Source organism: Burkholderia alba (genome assembly GCF_034721475.1).
Taxonomy (GTDB): Bacteria; Pseudomonadota; Gammaproteobacteria; order Burkholderiales; family Burkholderiaceae; genus Burkholderia; species Burkholderia alba.
On the sequence record NZ_JAWJWL010000011.1, the window covers coordinates 216,794 to 237,736 of the forward strand.

Below are 20,943 nucleotides of genomic sequence, written 5' to 3' on the forward strand. Positions count from 1 at the left end.
GTCTTGCGGAGAGTCGGGATGATTGGGAACACGATGGGACGGATGGACGGCGGCAACCGGATGCGAACGTCGCTGCGGCGCTCGGGCATCGCCGCGGCGGCCTTCGCGCTGGGGATGACGGGCGCGGGCGGCGCGCAGGCGCAGTCGCTCGAGACGCAGGCGGCGGCCGGCGCGGCCGCGCCGACCGAGAGCACGGTGATCAACCTGATCAACCTGCTCGTGAAGCGCGGCGTGCTGACCCAGCAGAACGCGCACGACCTGATCGCGCAGGCCCAGACCGAGGCGGCGCAGGCGAAGGCCGCGCGGACGGCGTCGCGCAGCGCGGCGGCGGTCGTGAACGCGCCGACCCAGCCGGGCGACGTCGCGGTGCCGTACGTGCCGCAGGTGGTACGCGACCAGATCCGCGATCAGGTCAAGCAGGAAGTGGTCGCGCAGGCGAAAGCCGAGAACTGGGCGCAGCCCAACACGTTCCCCGACTGGATCTCGCGGATCAAGATCGACGGCGATCTGCGGGTGCGCGACGAGTTCCACTTCTACGGAAGCCGCAACGCGAACAACGTGACGAACTTCTCGGCGATCAACTCGGGCAGCCCGTTCGACATCAACAGCAACACCAACAACACGCAGATACCGACCCAGAACACGACGCAGAACCGCAACAACCTGGAGCGCTATCGCGCCCGGATCGGCGTGACGGCGATCCTGTCCGACGAGTTCAAGGCGGGCGTGCAGCTCGCGAGCGGCAACGACAACGGCCCGGTGTCGACCACCGCGACCGCGGGCGGCGGCTTCGCGAAGCGCAACATCTGGCTGAACAAGGCGTACTTCTCGTACCAGCCCACCGCGTGGCTGAACGTGACGGCCGGCCGCTTCGACAACCCGTTCTTCACGTCGGACCTGCTGTTCTCCAACGACCTGGAGATGGACGGCCTCGCCGCCAGCTTCCGCCGCGCGCTGCCGGCCAATCCGGACGTGACGCTGTTCGGCACGCTCGGCGTGTTCCCGATCCAGTACACGAGCGAGAACTTTCCGGGGAACAGCATCAACAAGGTCGGCGGCGATACGAAATGGATGTTCGGCGGCCAGGTCGGCGCCGAATGGAAGATCAACCCGCGGAACCGGGTGACCGGCGCGATCGCGTACTACGACTTCCAGAACATGCGCGGCACGCAATCGTCGCCTTGCGCGCTTTACCTCGGCGCGACGAACTGCAGCACCGACAACGAAGCGCCGGCGTTCATGCAAGGCGGCAATACGCTGATCGCGCTGCGCAACATCGTGCAGAACCCGAATCTCGCGCCGGGCATGACGCCCGAACCGCAGTACTTCGGGCTCGCGTACAACTACCGGCTGCTCGACCTCAAGGCGCGCTGGGATACGGTGGTGGCGGACCGCGTGAAGCTGCGGCTCGACGGCGAATTCGTGCGGAACCTGGCGTACAACGAGAACAAGGCCTTCAACGCGGCCACGCCGCCGGTCAACAACTACGAGTCGACGTCGATCAACACGACGCGCGCGGACTATCGCAGCGGACCGAACGGCTTCATGGTGAAGGCGACGATCGGCGAGCCGGACCCGTCCGCCAAGGGGCAATGGAATTTCGCGGTCGCCTACAAGTACCTGCAGCCGGACGCCACGCTCGACGCATTCAACGATCCCGATTTCCATCTGGGCGGCACCAATGCGCGCGGCTACATCCTGAGCGCCGCGTACGCGGTGGCCCGCGACACGTGGCTGTCGGCGCGCTACCTGAGCGCGAAGGAAGTGTACGGCCCGCCCGTGTCGATCGACGTGTTGCAGCTCGAACTCAACGCGCGCTTCTAAGAGAACCGACGATGAAGATACGTCACCTGAACGCGAGCGCATGCGGTTTGCTGGCCGGCCTGCTGTGCGTGAGCGGCGCGACGAACGCGCAAAGCATCGAGGACAAGCTGCGCAGCCAGTTGCGCTCGACTACCCAGGCGTTGCGCCAGCTGCAGGACGGCCAGGCGCAGTTGCAGGCGGACAAGGCGGCGGCCGAGCAGCAGCGCGACAAGGCCCTCGGCGACCTGAAGGCGGCGCAGGCGAAGCGCGATGCCGCACAGGGTCAATCCGGCGCGCAGGCGTCGGCCGAGCGCGCGCTGTCGGCGGAGAAGGCGAGCCATGCCGAGGATGCGCGGCAGCTGGCGAAATACCGGGCTTCGTACGAGGCACTGCAGGCGGCGTCGCGCGCGCGGGATACGGAACAGAGCCAGGCGCAGGCGGCGCTCAGGCAGCGCGACACCCAGCTGCAGACCTGCCAGGAGAAGAATGCGCAGCTGTATCAGGTGGGCCACGACATTCTCGATGCGTACGAGCACGTCGGGATCGGCACCGTGCTGGCGTCGAAGCAGCCGTTCGCGCAGGGCGCGCGGGTGCGGTACGACGGCATTGCGCAACGCTACGGGGATCAGCTGTATGCCGGCAAGTACGACCCGGCAGCGCGGACCGCCGCGCCCGCAGCCGCGGCGTCCGCCGCGCCGGCCGCCCGATGAGGCCGCGACGCGCAGCCTCCATGAACGACTCGCGACATACCGATTGAACGGGAGAACACGAACGTGACGAACAACGAAACGCATACCCAGGGCGCCGAACCGGCGGACATCGTGCTGATCGAGGCGGTGAGTCTCGACCAGCTCGCCGATATTTTCAGGAGCGCGGGCTATCGGGTGACGGTCGTCGAGCAGAACGGCGCGTCGCAGCTGATGAGCGCGAGCCAGGGTATCGGCTTCGCGGTGCGCGGCGGGAACGCGCTGCCGCAGGCCTCGGCGCCGGCCGCCGCCTATCTCGACTACACGCTCAGTTGCACGCTGCAGGTGCAGGGCGATCTGCCGGCCGATCTGGTGCCGAGCTGGAACCGCACGAAGCGCTTCGCGCGGCTCGCGAGCCACGGGGCGTTCCTCGTGCTGGAGATGGACGTGGTGGCGGCGGGCGGCGTCAGCGAACGTCATCTGCGCTCGATGACCGAGCTATGGGACCGGCTGATCCAGGAACTGCTGCTGCACCTGCGCAACCGGCCGGCGATGGCGGCGGAAGAAGCGGTGGCCGCCGGCGACGATCCCGCGCGGGAGGCGCTTGCGCCGGGAGCCGCGCAATGAGGCTCGCGCGCCGCGTTGGAGCGTTAGGCGCGGCGCTGTGCGCGCTCGCGAGCGGCGGTCTGTGGGCGAAGCCGGAGGCCGTCGCGGCCGACGAAGCGCCGCAGGCGTGGGTCGCTTACGCGCAGCGCGTGTCGCAGCGCTTTCAGGATTCGCTCGAAGGGTCCGGCGAGGCGGCGCAGCGTTTCCATGCGTTCTTCGAGCAGCGCGCGGCGTCCGAGGCGCAGGGCGCGGCCGTGCCGCCGATATTGAGTGTCAAGACCTGGGTGAACGCGCAGGGGCAGATCACGCGGGTCGAATTCGCGCCGCTCGGCAGCGACGCGGCGGATGCGGATCTTCGCGCGCTGCTGCTGGGCCAGCGGATCGGCGCGCCGCCGCCGCGCGGCATGCGCCAGCCGGTCGTCGTGCGGCTGAGTCTGGCGGCCCGGTTGTAACCCATGACGGGATGCTCGCGGGTCGGGCGGGTCGCGCCCGATCGTGCGTTCGGCGTCCGGACAGGAGAGACAGTGAAAACATGGATCACATGGGCGAGCGGCGTGCTGTTGAGCGTGCCGCTCGTCGCGGCGGCGCAGGGCGACGTGATCGCGCGCACCGCTCAGGCGACGGTCACGAGCGCGGAGATCGAGGCGCTGGCCGGATCGCTGAACGCGGACACCCGGGCGCGGCTGTCGGCCGATCCGGCCGCCGCCGACCGCCTGGTGCGGGCGACGCTCGCGCAGAAGGCCGCGCTCGCCGAAGCGAAGGCGAAGGGCTGGGACAGGCAGCCGCAGGTCAAGGCGGCGCTCGACCAGGCGCAGCGCGACATCATCGTGCGCAGCTACCTCGGGTCGGTCGCGGCGCCGGCCGCCGACTATCCGCCGGATGCGGAGATTCAGGCGACGTACGATCGCAATCGCGCGGCGTTCGCCGTGCCGCGCGCGCTGCATCTCGCGCAGATTTATCTGACCAAGCCGTCCGGCGCCGATACGGCTGCCGTCGACCGGATCCGCAAGCAGGCCGCCGATCTCGCGAGACAGGCGCGAGGCGGCGATTTCGCCGCGCTGGCCGGAGCACGGTCGCAGGACGCCGCGAGCGCGGCGCGAGGCGGCGACATGGGCTATGTGCCCGAGACCGACCTGTTGCCTGCGATTCGTCAGGCGGCGGACGACTTGAAGCCGGGCCAGGTATCGGCGCCGGTCGAATTGCCGGCCGGGTTTCACGTGATGAAGCTGCTCGACGTGCGCGCGGCGGGTGCGCTGCCGATCGCGGACGTGAAGGAGCGGATCCGCGCTGCGCTGCGCGAGCAGCGCGCGCAGCAAAACGCCCAGGCGTATCTGACGAAGCTCGAAGCCGATGCGCCGATCGACGAGAACGCGCTGCGCAAGGCGTTCGACAACGCCCGATAACCTATTTCGCCATGCACGACGGTCAAGAACTCGATCTGCATCCGCTCGACGAACGCTATGTCGAAGCCTACGCCGTCGGGAGCGGCATCGCGCCGAACGGCTTGCCCGCGTCGCCCTGCTGCCCGCTGTGTCTGGGCGAGCTGGTGCCGACGCCGCATCAGCGGCGCGGCCATCGCTATTTCATGCATCGACGGGAAGCCGACGCCGCGCGCTGTCCGCTCAGTACGGCGAGCTATCAGCCGCCGGAATTCGCGATCGGCGCGACGCGTCCCGATCCGCTTGTCGCCGCCGACCAGCGCGCGCAGTTCTTCCGCAACTGGAAGCGGCATTTCCAGATTGCCCGGCACCACGCCCCGGCGCTGACGATCGAGCGGTTCACCTGTCTGATCGACTACGCCGACGTGATGAACCTGTGGTCGTGCGCGGCGCTCGACCAGCGGGATCTGCCCTACGTGCTGCTCGTGCTTGCCGGCTTCATCGCGACGCACCGGAAGGGCGAAACGACGGTCTGGCTGCGGTTCTGGTTCGACGGACGGGTGCGCACCGGCGCCGATCTGTGGCGCCCGGGCGGGCCGCGTGCCGGGTTCTTCAGGTTGCAGTATCGCGATCCGGTGCATACGCCGTTCCCGACCGGCGCGGACATCGTGCGCTGGGAACGGATCGAGCATATCGACCGGATCGTCGACTTGCCGGCATCGGGGGTGGGGCCTGCCGAGACGCGCGCGTTCGACCGGTTTCTCGCGCGCGATCCGGGGGGACGGCGCGCGTGACGCGCGGACAAGCCGAAGGAGCGAGGACATGGCGATGAGACGGTTCGCGGCGCTGGCCTGCTGCGCGGGCATGTTGGGAGCGGGCGCCGCCCATGCGCAAGGCGGCGCCCCGCCCCCTGCCAAGCCGGTGTGCGTGGAGACGGAGGTCGACGGCGTGCGGACGCTCTCGTACGACTGCCTGAGCGGACAACTCGCGCCGAAGGTGGAGCCGGGCGCGGCGGCGTCGCAGACGGCGGCCGAGGCGCTCGCGAAGCAGCCTTCGAATCGGCTCGGCACGTTCAACTTCTCGGCCGAGCGCAACCGGTTCGGATCGAACTGGGGCAAATCGGCGACGCCGCAGCGGCCCGCGCCGCCGAAGTGAAGCGGTGCGGCGGCGTCGCAAGCGGAGCGGAGCGCAGGGCGTCCACGGGCCGCGCAATCCGGCCGCGCAATCCGGCCGCGCGGCGGGCCGTGGGCGGCGTGGACGCAGCGAAGCGCGAAAGGGATCACAGAGGAGCGGGCAACGTGGGATCGATGACGCGGCGGATCGCCGGGTGGAGCGTGGCGGCGCTGATCGGCGCCGCCAGCGCGTCGTTCGCGCACGCGCAGGATGCGCCGCCGCGCGCGGCGGCCCTTGCGCTGCCGAACTTCGCCGCGCTCGTCAAACGCCTTGGCCCGGCGGTGGTCAACATCAGCGTGACGCGCGAAATCACGCAGATGGGCATCGAGCTTCCGCCCGGCATCGCGCCGGGCAATCCGCTGGCGCCGTTCCTCGCGCGGCGCGTCATCGGCAATCGCGAAGAGGTGAGCCTCGGGTCGGGCGTCCTCGTGAGCGCGGACGGCGTGATCCTGACGAACCGGCATATCGTCGACGACGCCACCACGGTCGACGTGAAACTGACCGACAAGCGCGAGTACAAGGGCCGGGTGATCGGCGCCGATGCGCTGTCCGACGTCGCGGTCATCAAGATCGACGCGCAGAACCTGCCGTCCGTCATGCCCGGGGATCCGGGGCGCGTCGAGGTGGGCGACTGGGTCATGGCGATCGGTTCGCCGTACGGCTTCGCCAACACCGTCACGCAGGGCATCGTCAGCGCGAAGTCGCGCTCGCTGCCGGGCGAGACGTACATCCCGTTCATCCAGACCGACGTGCCGATCAATCCCGGCAACTCCGGCGGCCCGCTGTTCGATCTCGACGGCCGCGTGATCGCGATCAACTCGATGATCTATTCGAAGACGGGCGGCTATCAGGGGCTGTCGTTCGCGATCCCGATCGACGTCGCGCTCGACGTGAAAGACCAGTTGATCCGCACCGGCAAGGTCACGCGCGGACGGCTGGGCGTGGCGGCCCAGGAAGTGAGCCAGGCGCTCGCCCGCTCGTTCGGGCTCGCGAAGCCGGACGGCGCGCTGATCAGCACCGTCGAGCCGGGCAGCCCGGCCGCGCAGGCGGGATTGCAGCCCGGCGATGTGGTGCTGGCGGTGAACGGCGCCCCGGTGACGGATTCCGTGGATCTGTTCCGCACGGTCGCGAGAATCCGGCCCGGCCGGCCGGCGGATCTGCTGGTGTCGCGCGCCGGCCGGGCGAGCGATGTGGCGGTGACGGTCGGCGCGCTCGACAGTGTCGGCGGCACCGCGCCGCAGGCCGGCGCGCCGGCGGCCCTCGGCGTGACGGTGCGGCCGCTGACGCTGCCGGAGCAGCGCCGCCTGGGCGTCGATCACGGCCTCGTGATCGAGCAGGTCAGCGGCCGCGCGGCACGCGTGGGACTGAAGGCGGGCGACGTCGTGCTGGCGGTCAACGAAACCCAGGTGACGACGATCGACGCGCTCACGGACAAGATCCGCGACGCGCGCGGCCGGGTCGCGCTGCTGGTTCAGCGCGGCGCGGCGCAGCTGTACTTGCCGCTCGACGCCGGCTGAGACGCGCGGACCGGCGAACGGCGACGCGCATCGCGTTCGGCGCCGGCCCCGGTCAGCTCGTCCGCCCGCTAGCGGGCGTACGCCATCACGTCGCCGTCCACCGCGAGCGCGACCTGCTCCCCGGCGCTCGGGCAGCGGTAGCCCGGCACGCGGGCGCTCACCATCGTGTCCGGCAGATGCGCGAGCTGCAGGCGCACGGCGGCATCCTGCCCGCAGAACGAGGTATCGAGGACGATCGCGTCGTGCCATTGCGCGTGCGCGTCGCGCGGCGCGCGGGCCGGCTGCATGCGGATCTGTTCGGGCCGCAGCATCGCTTCGGCGGGACCGTCGTGCAGCGGCACATGGAGCGGCAGGCGGCCGAGCGCGCAGACGATATGGCCGTGCTGCGCGACGCCGGGCAAGAGGACCGCGTCGCCGACGAACGACGCCAGCTCGCGCGTGACCGGCTGCCGGTACAGGGTTTCGGGGCGCGCGGTCTGCAGCAGTCTGCCCTGCCACAGCACCGCGACTTCGTCGCCGAGCGACAGCGCTTCCGGCTGATCGTGCGTGACGAGCACCGCGGTGGCGTTCGCGGCGGCGAGCGCGTCCACGACGGCCGCGCGCGTTTCCAGGCGCAGCGACGTATCGAGCGACGAAAACGGTTCGTCGAGAATCACGAGCGACGGCGCCGGCGCGAGCGCGCGCGCCAGCGCGATGCGCTGCTGCTGGCCGCCCGACAGCTGCTGCGGCGCGCGCTCCGCGAAGGCGGCCGGCAGGCCCACCATCTCCAGCAGTTCGGCGACCCGGTGATGCGCGCGGCGTTGCGCGTGCGGCAGCCCGAACGCGATGTTGTCGGCCACCGACAGATGCGGGAACAGCGCGCCTTCCTGCGGCACGTAGCCGATCCGCCGCGCCTCGGGCGGCACGTGCAGGTCGGGGCCCGCGACGCAGCGGCCGTCGATGTCGACGGTGCCCTGCTCCGCGCGCTCGAAGCCGCACAGGATGCGCAGCAGGGTGGTCTTGCCGCTGCCGGACGGGCCGAGCAGCGCGAGCAGCGAACCGCGCCGCACGGTCAGGTCGACGTCGCGCAGCACGACGTGGCCGTCGAACGATTTGTGGATGCCGTGGATGCGAAGTTCGCTCATGGGAAGGACCGGAATGAGGGCGTCAGTCGAGGCGCTGTGCTTTCGCGCGCACCGACGAGCGGCCGAGCAGCACGAACAGCAGCCCGGAGCCGGCCAGCGACAGCGCGACGAGCAGCGCCGCGTACGGGGCGGCGGCGGCGAACGCGAGCGTCGAGGTGTCGCTCCAGACCTGGGTCGCGAGCGTGTGGGTGCCGATCGGCGACAGCAGCAGCGTCGCGTTCAGTTCGGTGACGACGGAGATGAACACCATCGTCGCCGCCGCGCCGAGTCCGGGGCCGGCGAGCGGCACCAGCACGCGCCGCGCTGTGTCGGCCCACGACAGGCCGAGCGAGCGCGCGGTTTCCTCGAGGCGCGTCTGCGCCTGGGCGATCGCCGCCCGCACGCTCACCAGCGCGAGCGGCAGGAACAGGATCGCGTACGCGACGATCAGCATCGGCGTGCTCTGATAGAGCGGCTGCAGCAGCCGCACCGTCAGCGACACGATCGCCAGCGCGATCACGAGGCCGGGCATGCCCTGCGCGGTGAACACGACGCGTTCGCAGAGCGTCGCGATCCGGCTCGGGTAGCGCACCAGCAGGAACGCGAGCGGCAGCGCGAGCACGGTGGTGAGCGCGGCGGCCGCGAGGCCGAAGCCGGCGGACGCGACCGTCGCGTCCCACAGCAGCTGCGGCGATACGTCGGCCGGCGTCACGGCGGCGGCGCCTTGCTGGGTGAGCCAGTAGCCGATCATCGCGAGCGGTACGCCGAGCGTCGCGGCGGCCAGCGCGACGAAGCCCGCGACCACGGCCCAGCGCCACGCGCCCAGTTCGTAGCGCATCGCGGCGCGGCGCGTGCCGCGATGCGTGAGGTCGTAGCGCGAGCGGCCGCGCACGCGGAATTCGAGCACGAGACAGACGAGGCACAGCGCGATCAGCAGGCAGCCGAGCAGCGACGCGCCGCCGCCGTCGAATTCGATCCGGTACTCGGCGTAGATCTCGGTCGTGAAGGTGCGAAAGCGCAGCAGCGTGAACGCGCCGAACTCGGACAGCACGCCGAGCGCGACCAGCAGCATCCCGCCCAGCAGCGCCGGGCGCAATTGCGGCAGCACCACGCGCGTGAAGACCCGCAGCGGATTGCAGCCGAGCGTGCGGGCGCTTTCCTCGAGCGCGGGGTCGAGCCCGCGCAGCGCGGCGGCGACGGGCAGGTAGACGAGCGGAAAGTACGACGACGCGAGCACGATCAGCGCCCCGAGAAAATCCTGCAGGTCGAGGCTCAGCGATACCCACGCATAGCTGGTGATGAACGGCGGCACGGCGAGCGGCGCGGCGGCGAGCGCCGCCCAGAGGTGCTTGCCGGGCAGCCGGGTGCGCTCGATGAACCACGCGGCGGCGGTGCCGAGCACCGCGCAGGCCAGCGTGGTGGCGAGCGTGATCAGCAGCGTATTGGCCAGCAGCTCTCCGATGAGCGGCCGGAACAGCAGATCGGATGCATCGGCCGCGCCGAGGCTCGTCGCCCGATACACCGTGAAGGCGATCGGCAGCAGCACGGCGAGCGGCCCGAGCAGGGCTGCCGCGACGAGCCCGCGCGGCGCGCGCCGCCGCGCCTGGGCGGGCGGCGGTGGCGGCGCGGCGGCCGCCGTGTCGGCAGCGGTATCGCTCATGCGAATGGGCTCAAAGCAGCCCGGCCTGACGCAGCAGCTTGCCGGCCTGGCTGTCGTCGCCCAGTTGCTCGAGCGTCAGCGACGGCGGGCTCAACTGATCGAACGGCTTCAGGATCGGATCCGGCGCGACGCCCGCGTGCAGCGGATATTCGAAGCTGATGTGCCCTTTCGCCATCAGGTTCTGCGCGCGCTCGCTCACCAGGTAGGCGAGGAATTTCTGCGCTTCCGCCGTGTGCTTCGACGCCTTCATCACCGCGGCGCCCGAAATGTTGATCAGGCCGCCGATGTCGCCGTTGCCGAAATGGAACAGCGCGCTGCGCGTCGACTTGTCGCCGAGTTCGGCGTGCAGGCGGGCCCAATAATAGTTGTTGATGATGCCGGTCACCACGCCGCCGCGATTGACGGCGGCCGTCACGCCCTCGTCGTCGTCGAAGATCTGCGCGTTGGCCTTCAGGCCCTTCAGCCACTCCAGCGTCGCGGCTTCGCCCTTCAGCGCGAGCATCGCGCTCACGAGCGGCAAGAAATCGGCGTCGCTCGGCGCGATGCCGACCTTGCCTTTCCAGGCCGGTTTCGCGAAATCGAGCAGCGACGCGGGCAGCTGCTGCGGCTGGATCTTGGCGGTGTTGTAGACGATCGCGTTTTCGCGGGCGAGCACGCCGACCCAGTTGCCGTCCGGCGCGCTGAAGCGGGCGGGCACGGTCTGCAGCGTCGCGGCGTCCACCTTCGACAGCAGGCCCTTTTCGTCGAGCAGCACGAGCTCCGGCGAATTCTCGGTGAAGTAGACGTCGGCCGGCGTGCGGTCGCCTTCGGCGACGAGCTGCGCGGCGAGCGCCGGGCCTTCACCCGTGCGCACCTTCACGCTGATCCCGCTTTGCGCTTCGAAATCCTTGACGAGTTGGTTGACCACCTGCTCGTGCTGCGCGCTGTAGAGCGTGAGCGTGGCGGCGTCCGCGAGCGGGGCCGACAGCGCGCCGACGAGCGCGAGCGCGGCGGCGGCGGCGGCGCTCAGGGCGTGGCGGCGCAGGCCGCCGCGGAGGAAAGACGTAGTCATGACGGTGAGCACTTCCTTCGTGATCGAGGTGTATCGGGATGACGGGAACCGGCGTCGCTCAGGCTTCGAACAGCTCGGCGCCGATATACGAACCCGGTTTCGCGCCCGGCGGGCACGCGAAGATCGCGCTGCCGACGTGGGTCGTGAACTGGTTCATGATGTCCATTTTCGCGAGCTTCTGATTGATCGGAATGAAGCCCTTGCGCGGGTCGCGCTGGTGCGCGACGAACATCAGCCCCGCGTCGTACTCGGTCTGTTGGCGCCACGGCGGCCAGCGCTCGATGTAGAAGTTCGTGCTGTCGTTGTACGAGTACGCGCGGCGCAGGATCTGCGCGCCATTGTTGGTTTCGGCCGCGGCGAGGCGCGCGTGCGCGTTGTCCGGAATCACCGAGTTGCCGTCCTTGTCGGCGGCGTCGAGATCGAGCGGGTCGAATTCCTTCTGCTTGCCGAGCGGCGCGCCGCTGTACTTGTGACGGCCGACGACCTGCTCCTGGAAACCCAGTTCCGTGTTGTCCCAATGCTCGAGCGTAATGCGGATCCGGCGCACGACCGTGTAGGTGCCGCCGTTCATCCAGGCCGGGCCTTCGTCGCCCGCCCACACGAACTGCTGCATCGCCACCGGATCGGTTTTCGGCGGATTGTTGGTGCCGTCCTTGAAGCCCATCAGGTTGCGCGGCGTCTCGCCGGGCTTGCCGGAGATGAAGCCGGCCTGGCCCCAGCGCATCCGCGTCGCGTTCGCGCCGAGGCGCGCGAGCTGGCGCACCGCGTGGAATGCCACCTGCGCGTCGTTTGCGCAAGCCTGGACGAACAGGTCGCCGCCGCTCTTCTCAGGCAGCAGCTGGTCGCCGTTGAAGCGCGGCAGATCGACGAGCGCGGCCGGCCGGCGGCTCGCGAGGCCGTAGCGATCCCGGCCTTCCGACGTGAACATGCCCGGGCCGAAGCCGAACGTGATCGTGAGACCGGCGGCGTCGAGACCGAGCGCTTCGCCCGAATCGACGGGCGGCTTGTCGCCGCCCGCTGCGGCGAGCGGTTGCGCGGGCTCGCCGCGGGTCATGCGCGCGGCGGCATCGGTCCAGGTTTTCAGCAGCGCGATCAGGTCGGCGCGCTTGTCGGCCGTCAGGTCGAACGCGGCGAAGTACGCGTTGCGCTGCTGCGGCGTCACGATGCCGCCCTGGTGCGCGCCGTAGAACGGTTCGGGCGCGGCCGGCGCGGCTTCGGCGGGAGCCGGGGCCGCTTGCGCCGCCTGGGCGACGGGTGCCGCGGAGGCCGCGAGGCCCGCCGCGACGGCCGCGCCGCCCGCTTTCAGGAAGCCGCGCCGGGTCGGGCGCGACGGAGGAGTGAGATCGTCAGCCATGGCGGAGCTTACTTCGCGAGCATCAGGGTATTGACGTCGTCTTCCACGTAGTAGAAGCCGTCGCCTTCGGGGTTCATCACGATGCCGAACAGGTCGCCGTTGCCGGGGGGCGATTGCGCCTTGTCCGTATCGATCCAGCGTGCATAGAGCTGTTTGCCCGACACCGGGTCGACTTCCACGACCTGGCCGTTCTGCGCGTTGGTGACGAGCAGGTGGCCGTTCGGCGCGGTGGTCAGCGCGAGCGGACGGCGCAGGAAGCCGTCGGCGGTGATCTGGCGGCCGACGCCCGCGCTCGTGTCGCGCGTGAGCGGATCGTCGATCTCGACGATCCGGTTGCCGATCGCATCCGACACGTACAGCTTCTTCTGGTCGCCGGACAGCGCGAGGCCTGTCGGGCCGACCAGGAACACGCCCTTGTCGGCCTGCGCGCCGAGCCCGCTGGCAACGACCGTTTCCTGCTTGAGGACGGGCGGCTTGCCGTCCGGAATGTCGAGATCGAGGCGCAGCACGGTGGATTGCTTGAACACCGGCGGGTTGCCGTCCGCGCCGCCCACGCCGAAGCCGGCGTTGCTGACGAACAGCGTCGCGCTGCCGCCGCGATCGACCACCGCCATGTTGCCCCACGGATCGTTGATGTTCGGGCTCACGATGGTCGACGCGACCTTGCCCTGGTTGTCGATCACGATCAGGCAGCCGGCGCCTTTCGTGCCCGTCGTGCCGTCGTTGCTCGGCGTGCTGCCGACGATCACCCAGCCCGACTTCAGCATCGTCATCGCGGTCGACAGGCCGATGCCGCCCGGGCAGTCCTTCAGGTCGCGCGGGATCGTCGCGAACACGCTCATCTGCTTGGTGGACGGGCGATAGTCGACGATCGTGCTGCCGGTGCCCTGCAGGTTGGTCGAGTTGTTGAAGTTGTCGACCAGCACGTCGCCCTGTTGAATCGTGCCGGACGACACCGGCGCGACGGCGATCGCGTACGGATTCTGGTCGCCGTTTTCGGGCACCGTGTTCACGAGCGTGGTGTGGCGGTGCAGCGTTTCGAGAAAGCCTTGAGGCTCGGCGTGCGCGGCCACGGCCGCGATCAGCGCGAGCCCGGCCGCGAGTGCGTGCGTCGCGCGGCGGCGCAGCGGCGAGGATGAGAGCGGAACCATCGATGTATCTCCTTGCTGGCGCATCGGCCTGCGGGGCCGGTGTGCGAAAAAATCAGGGCCGCGAAGGCGGCGCGGCATCAGAACGTAATGTTGGTCCGCATGCCGATCACGAACGTGTTGCGCAGCGGCTGCGCCTGATTGTTCGGGTTCTGGCCCGCGCCCGCGTTGAACGTGTATTGCGCATCGGCCTGCAGCTGCCACCACGGATTGACCTGGTACTGGTAGGTCGCTTCGACCGTCGTTTCGCTCGTGCGCACGCCGTACGGGCCGCTCGCCGCGTAATCCTCGTCGAGCGCGGTCGCGTGGCTGCCGATCTTGATGTAGGTGACGGCCAGGCCGACGCTGTCGTTGTCGCGGCCTTCGAACGGCCCTTTCAGCACCAGGCCGGCGTTCGCGGCGAAGCTCACCAGGTTGCGGTCGCCCGGCGCGCCCATCACGCGGGCGAACACGCCGAGGCTCTTCGCGCCGGTCGGATCGGGGCGCCACACCATCTGGTCGGCGACCGCGTAGAGGCTGTAGTCGCCGTGGTGAGACTGCGCGACGCCGGTGGACGCGGAACTCGCGAGCGACAGGCCGCTCGTGTCGATCTGCTGGTCGTTGAAGCGGCCGTTGTGATACCAGAGGCCGATCTTGTAGGTGCCGGGCAGCGCGTTCGACGGGCCGGTATCCATCTGGCCGTCGGCCGGCTGGTTCAGCGCGTACTGCAACTCGCCGATGTACAGCGTGCCGTTGTGCAGGTTGAAGTTCGTGCCGCTGAGGTTGTTCGGATTGTTGCCGAGCGGATCGCCGTCGAACACGCCCGCGAGCGCCGTGACGGTCGGCGTGATCTGGCCGCGCACGCGCACGCCGAGCCCGGACAGCGGATAGGCCGGGCCGCCGCTGGGCATGTCGTAGGAGGGCAGCGCGGGCCAGCCGAACATCGTGTTGACGAAGGTGGCCGCGTACTGGCTGACGATGAATTCCTGGTCCAGGCTCTGCTGGCCGATCTTGACGTCGACGCGCTTGTCGAGGAATGACTGCTGGTACCACATTTCCCACAGCCGGGTCGTATCCTGCGCCTCGATGCCGCTCGCCGTATTGAGCGTGCCGAGGTTGTACTGGCTCAGGTTGCGGCCGTGGATCTGCAGCGCGCTCACGTTGAAGGTGCCGCCCGGCAAGCCGAAGGCCTTCTGCGTATCGATGCCGAGGGTGGCGGTCGTGAGGCCGTCGTAGGTGCCGCCGCGTTTCAGGCCGCCGCGCAGGTTCGCCAGGTATTCGCTGGTTTCGGTCAGGCCGAACGTGATGCCGTACTTGCCGAGCCACGGGCGGATGCCGCCGATGTCGCCCAGCAGATTCTGGCGGGCCCACACGCCGGTCCATTGGGTGGTTTGCTGCGCCCGGATCGCCAGATCGGCTTCGGGCGCTTCGGGCAGCGCGTCGGGCGATGTCTCCGCGCGAGCCGTGAGACTGAGTAAACAAACGCAAGCAAACGCCATCTGACGGACGGCTGTGCGCGGACGTTGACGGACTTTATGTCCGAGTGACGGCGCGAATCTCATTTGAATCCTTTTTCCCTGAATAGCGAAACCGCTATTACTCCACCCACGCGGCAAGACCCCGGCTAATCGCGCAAATCGGCGCGATGCGGGGCGCATCGTATGCAGGCGAAACTGCGAAGTCAATACAAATGAGAATGATTCTCGTATAGATTACTAAACGTAATCCAATGTCTTACGAATCATGGGTTTGAGCGGAAAACGAGAAAGGCAAATGAAATTTTATGAGTAATGATTTCGATGGGATCTTTTTTTGGAGCAATGGAGAAAAAGGACGGGAAATGCCTGAATCGAGGGGCAACGAATAGCGTATGGCGCGTTTAACGGCATTTCCGCATTCGATAATCCAGTTAATCGAAAATCCGAATGAGCGCCGGAGCGGTCAATCGGGAATCGCGGGCGCCGGACCGGCATCCGGGGCGGATGGGTGCGCGCGCACGGCACAGGCCAGCGCGGCCGCGACGAGCAGCAATCCGGCCGATGCGAGCGCCGACAGATGCAGGCCGGCCACTACCCGGGCGGGTTGCGTGCCGCCGGCGAGCACGCCGAACGCCGCGACGCCGATCGCGCCGCCTGCCTGCCGTGCGGTGTTGAGCACGGCGGACGCGGTGCCGGCACGCGCGCGCTCGACCGACGCGAGCACGGTGGTCGTCATCGCGGGTACGGCGAGTCCCATGCCGGCCGGGATCAGCAGGAACGGCGCGAGGAGCGCGGCCGTCGACGTGTCGGCCTGCGTCAAGCGCAGCAGCGCGAAGCCGCACGCGCCCAGCAGCGCGCCGACGATCATCGGCCGGCGCGCGCCGTAGCGGGCCGTTGCCCAGCCGCTGGCGACGTTCGATACGAGGAACCCGCCCGTCAGCGGCAGGAACGCGAGTCCGGCCTGCAGCGGCGTATCGTGCCGCACGCGTTGCAGATAGAGACTCAGCACGAAGATGATCCCGTAATACGACAGATTCATGCAGACGCCGAACAGCACGGCGGCGCTGAACGTGCGCTGCCGAAACAGGCTCGGCGGCACCATCGGCGCGCTGCTCGACCGTTCGACCAGCACGAACGCGAGCGCCGCGGCGAGCGCGATGCCGAGCAGCAGCGGATGCCAGTCGATCACGGCGCCCGTGAAGAGCGTCAGCGCGATCGCCGCCAGGCATTGGCCGGGCAGGTCGAGACCGCGCGCGGGGGCCGGGTTCGCGCGCGGCGCGTCGATCCACAGCCATGCGGCCGCGAGGCCCGCCGCGCAGATCGGCAGATTGACGAGGAAGATGCTGCGCCAGCCGAACGCGCCGATCAGTGCGCCGCCGATCACCGGACCGGCGGCGATCGCGATCGCGCCCGAGGCGGTCCACCAGCCGACCGCGCGTGCCCGCAGGCGCGGATCGTGCGCGCAGGCATGATTGAGCAGCGCGAGCGAATTCGGCAGCATGGCCGCCGCGCCGAGACCTTGCACGGCGCGGGCCGCGATCAGCAGCGCCGGATCGGCCGCGAGGCCGCACGCGAGCGAGGCGAGCGCGAACACCGCGAGTCCGGCGATGAACAGCCGGCGCGCGCCGAAGCGGTCGCCGAGCGCGCCGGCCGACAGCATCAGCCCGGCGAACGCCAGCGTGTAGGCGTCGACGATCCATTGCAGGCGCGCGACGTTTGCGTGCAGATCGGCACCGATCCGCACGAGCGCGACATTGACGATCGTGACGTCGAGCTGCGTGACGACGAACGCGATGCTGACCGTGGTGACGACGCGGGCGACGGACGAGCGGGGCGGGGAACAGGTCGTATCCATGCCGGGCATCGTAGCGCCGTGCGAGGCGGCGATGTTGCAGACAGCCTTGAAACGTCGAATGCAGCTGCCCGTGTGGTGTCAGCAGAGCGCGCCGCCCGCATTCGTAAAAAAGGGCCCCGTGGGGCCCTTGCGGTGCGAGACGCCGGCAAGGGGGCGGCTCAGCGCGCGTCCCTGGCGAACAGCACGCCGATCGCGCCGAGCACGCAGACCGCGCCGACATAGACGGCAGGGGCGAGCGGATTCGATTTCATCATCAGCGACACGACGATCGGCGTGAGGCCGCCGAAGACCGCATACGCGACGTTGTACGAGAACGAGATGCCGGAGAAGCGCACGACGGCGGGAAAGCTCTTCACCATGACGAACGGCACCGCGCCGATCGTGCCGACCATGAAGCCGGTGAGCGCGTACAGCGGCACCAGCTGCGACACGTCGAGCGCGAGCTGCGTGAAGAGCGCGTAGTAGCACGCGGCCAGCACGAGGCCGCCGACGAACAGCACCGGCTTCGCGCCGAACCGCCCGGCCAGCGAACCGGCCGTCACGCAGCCTGCCGTCAGGCACAGCGTGGCCACGCTGTTCGCGAACAGCGCGGTGGCGGGTGTGATGTGGAATTGCTTTTGCAGCAGCGTGGGGGTCATCAGGATCACCACGACGATGGCGGCGGACAGCATCCACGTCAGCAGCATCGACACCAGCACCGCGCGGCCGTGATCGCGCAGGACTGCCTTCAACGGGATTTCGGCGGCCAGCGTTTTGCGCGCCTTCATTTCGGCGAACACGGGCGTTTCGTGCAGCCAGCGGCGCAGATATACCGAGAAGAGGCCGAACACGCCGCCGAGCAGGAACGGGATGCGCCATGCGAACGATGCGACTTCCGCCGGCGCGTAGCGGCTGTTCACGCCCGCCGCGACCAGCGAGCCGAGCAGGATGCCGGCCGTGAGACCCGCGGTGAGCGTGCCGCAGGCATAGCCGACGTGGCGCGCGGGCACGTGTTCGGAGACGAACACCCAGGCGCCCGGCACTTCGCCGCCGACGGCCGCGCCTTGCAGCAGGCGGAACAGCAGCAGCAGGATCGGCGCGAGGATGCCGATGCTGTCGTAGGTCGGCAGCAGCCCCATCAGCAGCGTCGGCACCGACATCATCAGTACGCTCAGCGTGAACATCCGCTTGCGGCCGAACAGGTCGCCGAAGTGGGCCATGATGATGCCGCCGAGCGGGCGGGCGAGATAGCCGGCCGCGAAGATGCCGAAGGTCTGCAACTGGCGCAGCCAGTCGGGAATGTCGTGCGGGAAGAACAGCTGGCCGATGACGGGCGCGAAGAACACGAAGATGATGAAGTCGTAGAACTCCAGCGCGCCGCCCAGCGCCGCGAGGCCCAGGGTCTTGTAGTCGCCGCGCGTGAGCGCGCGCTCTGCGGCGGCGGGCGGGGCGCTGTTCAATTCGGAAGCGTGCATGTCAGGACGATCAGGATTGGAATGTTTTTGGAGTCCGCGCGCGATTGGGCCGGCGGCGGGCATCGTCGTCGGAAAGCCGGTGCTGGGCGCTGGGTAGAGCACGGCACACGCACCGCGGCAGCCGGATAGGGCGGCACGGGGACGAACGTGACACAAGCCGGGCGATTCTACAGGAGGGGCGGGGTGCGCCGGCGGGGGTGTCGAGGGGGGATGGCGTAGGCGGGCGGGTCTGCAAACGTTTTCGTTCGGTTGGGATGACGAAGCATCGGATACTTTCAAGACAGGATTCGTGGTAGCCGGGTCGTCAAAGAAACGAACGCGGGATGAATGTCGTGCTCCGATGCTGTATCTATTAACAATAGAGAATGTGCATCTTTGTTTCCTGGCGTGATGTGCTTTTCGATATCGGATGGCGCTACCTGATTGGTCTGACAGCTTCTCAATCGTCAATTATTGTCAAATAATGTTAAATCACGAAGCGATTCGATGTTTGATGTTTGTAATCTTTTGTTGTTCGATTTTTAAATAAAAAAATGCCTCGGAATATTCCGGCGTTCGGAAACAGGTTGGTCGGAAATCGCGAAACATCGAAGCCCCGCATATGAGGGAAATACCTACTGCTCCGCCGGTTCGGATGCGGTGTGCATGCGGCTGGTCGCGGCGGTCCGGCGACTATCTGCGTGCCGACGCAAGGATGTTGGGGGGAAGCCGGAGCCGTCCGCCTCACGAAAGAGACTGGGAGCGGCGGCGCTGTTTTCTTTGTTCAGATTTAAAGCCCGCCGCGCGGGAAAATATAAGCGTATCGGGGAAACGCGAGGGATCGACAGCCGCGAGTGAATTGGAATTTTGTTAATTAATGATAAAAATTGCCGGAAAGAACAAAGTTTAACAATTGGGCCGAAATATTTTCCGTATCTCGCGGTACAACAGCATCATATTTAGAAAAAAGTCCGCTGCCGAACGGTTCCTTGATGAAATTTGACGGTGAGATTCCGTCGACGCATCAATCGCCGCTGGCATATCGCCATTCATCTGCCGATATCTGGGCGGCCTGGTCCGCTCCGGTGCTGGCGATGCGACGAACCCTGGACTTTCCTGCCTTTTGCTGCACATGCCGATTTGCTCCGGGTGGTCCGGTTTCTTTTGACGCCGGCCCGGACGATGGTTGTTTTGTCTGTCCTGAATGGACGGTCGAGTCAGCGGTACACGAAGCATGCGCGTTTCGTGCGTACCGACAACATGGGGGGCCGGCGATTCCTGGCCAATGGAGACGGGAATCCCGGCAACGAGGCAGTTGGACGAGCACCTTGAGGTATCGAACCTCTACAGGGGTGGGTGATGAACAGAGTCTTTCGGACGATCTGGTGCGAAGCGCTTGGGGCATGGGTTGCCGTATCCGAGGTGACGTCGGCGAAGGGGAAGAAGTCCTCGGGGGGCGTCGCTCGGGCGCGTAACAGGGAGAATGAGCAAGCGCTCGAGGCCGATGACGGCGTCCTGCCTGGTTCGCTCGGCCGGATGGTGCTGCGGATACCTGTGCTGTCGCTGGCGATGTCGATTGCCGGGATCGGCGGGTTGACGGGGGGCGATGCAGCCTGGGCGACCGGGCCGGGCGTCACGGGCGTGTGCCTGTCGACCGTCGGCGGTACGCAAGGCTATATGACGGGGGGCGGGTTGGTCGGCAATGGTGCCTGCTCGACGTTTATCGGGGATCCGCCGATCAACGGGACGCAGGGCAGCACCGATTACGTCCTGATGACCACGGACGGAACCCAGATCGAGGCCAACGGTACCAACGGAACGCTGTATTTTCGGGCGGGCGGGACGACTGGTAATGTCCTCACGATGACGTCCGTCACCGGCGGCGTGTTGCTCACCGGGGTCGCGCCGGGCGCGGTTAGTTCGACGAGCACCCAGGCCATCAACGGGAGCCAGCTTTTCTCGTTGTCGACGTCGGCGTCGACGGGGATCAGTACGGCGCAAAGCGGCGTGACGTCGTTGTCGACAGGGCTGTCCTCGGCGACGAGTTCGATTACGTCGCTGTCCACGTCGACTTCGACGGGGCTTTCGAGTGCGACCAGTTCGATAACTTCTCTTTCGACGTCCACGTCGACCGGGTTGTCGACGGCCACGAGCTCGATTACTTCATTGTCGGCGTCAACCTCGACGGGCTTGAGCACGGCGACGAGTGGAATCACGTCGCTGTCGACCGGGCTGAGCACGACCAATAGCACGGTGACATCGTTGTCGTCGTCTACGTCGACGGGGCTGTCGACGGCGACGAGCTCGACCACGTCGTTGTCCACGTCGACTTCGACGGGACTTTCAAGCGCGAACAGCTCGATTACTTCTTTGTCGACGTCGACCTCGACGGGGTTGAGCACGGCGACAAGCGGGATCACCTCGCTGTCGACGGGGCTGAGCACGACCAATAGCACGGTGACGTCGTTGTCGTCGTCCACCTCGACCGGATTGTCGACGGCGACGAGTTCGATCACGTCGTTGTCCACGTCGACATCGACGGGTCTGAGCACGGCGACGAGCGGAATTACCTCGCTGTCGACGGGGTTGAGCACAACCAACAGTACGGTGACGTCGTTGTCGTCGTCCACGTCGACGGGGTTGTCGACGGCCACGAGCTCGATTACTTCTTTGTCGACGTCGACCTCAACCGGGTTGAGCACGGCGACAAGCGGAATC

The 20,943-nt window shown here is 68.0% G+C and carries 17 protein-coding genes; 9 read left to right on the forward strand and 8 right to left on the reverse strand.

From position 1 onward, the window contains the following. Positions 1–114: 114 nt before the first annotated feature. The 8 genes from RZR99_RS15110 (at position 115) to RZR99_RS15145 (ending at position 7,164) form a co-directional block, all read left to right on the forward strand. Positions 115–1,824, forward strand: a complete 1,710-nt coding sequence (locus tag RZR99_RS15110) for a putative porin (protein WP_407655454.1) — start codon at positions 115–117, stop codon at positions 1,822–1,824. An 11-nt stretch (positions 1,825–1,835) separates the two neighbouring features. Then, positions 1,836–2,513, forward strand: a complete 678-nt coding sequence (locus RZR99_RS15115; protein WP_323120586.1) for a hypothetical protein — start codon at positions 1,836–1,838, stop codon at positions 2,511–2,513. Between the two features lie 63 nt (positions 2,514–2,576). Then, positions 2,577–3,116 carry a type III secretion system chaperone family protein gene (locus RZR99_RS15120; protein WP_323120587.1) on the forward strand — a complete coding sequence of 180 codons (540 nt, stop codon included), beginning with the start codon at positions 2,577–2,579 and terminating at the stop codon, positions 3,114–3,116. Then, a complete protein-coding gene (locus RZR99_RS15125) occupies positions 3,113–3,547 on the forward strand; it encodes a hypothetical protein (RefSeq protein ID WP_323120588.1) in 435 nt (144 codons plus the stop codon). Before RZR99_RS15120 ends, RZR99_RS15125 begins: the two co-directional genes overlap by 4 nt. Positions 3,548–3,619: 72 nt before the next feature. Further along, positions 3,620–4,498 (forward strand): peptidylprolyl isomerase, encoded by an 879-nt coding sequence (locus RZR99_RS15130; protein WP_323120589.1) that lies wholly within the window; start codon positions 3,620–3,622, stop codon positions 4,496–4,498. 11 nt (positions 4,499–4,509) lie between these two features. Continuing rightward, the gene (locus tag RZR99_RS15135; protein ID WP_323120590.1) at positions 4,510–5,268 is read left to right on the forward strand and encodes a hypothetical protein; all 759 of its coding nucleotides are present in this window, start codon (positions 4,510–4,512) and stop codon (positions 5,266–5,268) included. 28 nt (positions 5,269–5,296) lie between these two features. After that, the gene (locus RZR99_RS15140) at positions 5,297–5,629 is read left to right on the forward strand and encodes a hypothetical protein (RefSeq protein ID WP_323120591.1); all 333 of its coding nucleotides are present in this window, start codon (positions 5,297–5,299) and stop codon (positions 5,627–5,629) included. Between the two features lie 152 nt (positions 5,630–5,781). Continuing rightward, the gene (locus RZR99_RS15145; RefSeq protein ID WP_323120608.1) at positions 5,782–7,164 is read left to right on the forward strand and encodes a Do family serine endopeptidase; all 1,383 of its coding nucleotides are present in this window, start codon (positions 5,782–5,784) and stop codon (positions 7,162–7,164) included. A gap of 68 nt (positions 7,165–7,232) precedes the next feature. Here RZR99_RS15145 and RZR99_RS15150 read toward each other — a convergent pair whose 3' ends face one another. The 8 genes from RZR99_RS15150 to RZR99_RS15185 all read right to left on the reverse strand — a co-directional run bounded on the left by RZR99_RS15150 (position 7,233) and on the right by RZR99_RS15185 (position 18,246). Further along, the gene (locus RZR99_RS15150; protein WP_323120592.1) at positions 7,233–8,288 is read right to left on the reverse strand and encodes an ABC transporter ATP-binding protein; all 1,056 of its coding nucleotides are present in this window, start codon (positions 8,286–8,288) and stop codon (positions 7,233–7,235) included. Between the two features lie 22 nt (positions 8,289–8,310). Next, positions 8,311–9,927 (reverse strand): ABC transporter permease, encoded by a 1,617-nt coding sequence (locus RZR99_RS15155; protein WP_323120593.1) that lies wholly within the window; start codon positions 9,925–9,927, stop codon positions 8,311–8,313. A gap of 10 nt (positions 9,928–9,937) precedes the next feature. Then, positions 9,938–10,978, reverse strand: a complete 1,041-nt coding sequence (locus tag RZR99_RS15160; RefSeq protein WP_323120594.1) for an iron ABC transporter substrate-binding protein — start codon at positions 10,976–10,978, stop codon at positions 9,938–9,940. 58 nt (positions 10,979–11,036) lie between these two features. After that, positions 11,037–12,332, reverse strand: a complete 1,296-nt coding sequence (efeB, locus tag RZR99_RS15165; RefSeq protein ID WP_323120595.1) for an iron uptake transporter deferrochelatase/peroxidase subunit — start codon at positions 12,330–12,332, stop codon at positions 11,037–11,039. An 8-nt stretch (positions 12,333–12,340) separates the two neighbouring features. Next, positions 12,341–13,483, reverse strand: coding sequence for an SMP-30/gluconolactonase/LRE family protein (locus tag RZR99_RS15170; RefSeq protein ID WP_323120596.1), 1,143 nt, complete (start codon positions 13,481–13,483; stop codon positions 12,341–12,343). A 77-nt stretch (positions 13,484–13,560) separates the two neighbouring features. Next, a complete protein-coding gene (locus tag RZR99_RS15175; RefSeq protein WP_323120597.1) occupies positions 13,561–15,021 on the reverse strand; it encodes a carbohydrate porin in 1,461 nt (486 codons plus the stop codon). A gap of 379 nt (positions 15,022–15,400) precedes the next feature. Then, positions 15,401–16,792 (reverse strand): MFS transporter, encoded by a 1,392-nt coding sequence (locus tag RZR99_RS15180; RefSeq protein ID WP_323120598.1) that lies wholly within the window; start codon positions 16,790–16,792, stop codon positions 15,401–15,403. Positions 16,793–16,950: 158 nt separating this feature from the next. Continuing rightward, entirely contained in the window at positions 16,951–18,246 is a 1,296-nt protein-coding gene (locus RZR99_RS15185; protein ID WP_323120599.1) for an MFS transporter, read from the reverse strand. Positions 18,247–19,584: 1,338 nt separating this feature from the next. Here RZR99_RS15185 and RZR99_RS15190 point away from each other — a divergent pair. Next, a partial coding sequence (locus RZR99_RS15190) for an ESPR-type extended signal peptide-containing protein (RefSeq protein WP_323120609.1) occupies positions 19,585–20,943 on the forward strand: 1,359 nt, incomplete at its 3' end.

Bases quoted from the DNA above. Each gene is read 5' to 3' on its own strand.
- RZR99_RS15155 (WP_323120593.1), bottom strand. From the start codon at position 9,927: ATGAGCGATACCGCTGCCGACACGGCGGCCGCCGCGCCGCCACCGCCG.
- RZR99_RS15140 (WP_323120591.1), top strand. From the start codon at position 5,297: ATGGCGATGAGACGGTTCGCGGCGCTGGCCTGCTGCGCGGGCATGTTG.
- RZR99_RS15180 (WP_323120598.1), bottom strand. From the start codon at position 16,792: ATGGATACGACCTGTTCCCCGCCCCGCTCGTCCGTCGCCCGCGTCGTC.
- RZR99_RS15145 (WP_323120608.1), top strand. From the start codon at position 5,782: ATGACGCGGCGGATCGCCGGGTGGAGCGTGGCGGCGCTGATCGGCGCC.
- RZR99_RS15185 (WP_323120599.1), bottom strand. From the start codon at position 18,246: ATGCACGCTTCCGAATTGAACAGCGCCCCGCCCGCCGCCGCAGAGCGC.
- RZR99_RS15125 (WP_323120588.1), top strand. From the start codon at position 3,113: ATGAGGCTCGCGCGCCGCGTTGGAGCGTTAGGCGCGGCGCTGTGCGCG.
- RZR99_RS15115 (WP_323120586.1), top strand. From the start codon at position 1,836: ATGAAGATACGTCACCTGAACGCGAGCGCATGCGGTTTGCTGGCCGGC.
- efeB (WP_323120595.1), bottom strand. From the start codon at position 12,332: ATGGCTGACGATCTCACTCCTCCGTCGCGCCCGACCCGGCGCGGCTTC.
- RZR99_RS15150 (WP_323120592.1), bottom strand. From the start codon at position 8,288: ATGAGCGAACTTCGCATCCACGGCATCCACAAATCGTTCGACGGCCAC.
- RZR99_RS15170 (WP_323120596.1), bottom strand. From the start codon at position 13,483: ATGGTTCCGCTCTCATCCTCGCCGCTGCGCCGCCGCGCGACGCACGCA.
- RZR99_RS15160 (WP_323120594.1), bottom strand. From the start codon at position 10,978: ATGACTACGTCTTTCCTCCGCGGCGGCCTGCGCCGCCACGCCCTGAGC.
- RZR99_RS15110 (WP_407655454.1), top strand. From the start codon at position 115: ATGACGGGCGCGGGCGGCGCGCAGGCGCAGTCGCTCGAGACGCAGGCG.
- RZR99_RS15135 (WP_323120590.1), top strand. From the start codon at position 4,510: ATGCACGACGGTCAAGAACTCGATCTGCATCCGCTCGACGAACGCTAT.
- RZR99_RS15175 (WP_323120597.1), bottom strand. From the start codon at position 15,021: ATGAGATTCGCGCCGTCACTCGGACATAAAGTCCGTCAACGTCCGCGC.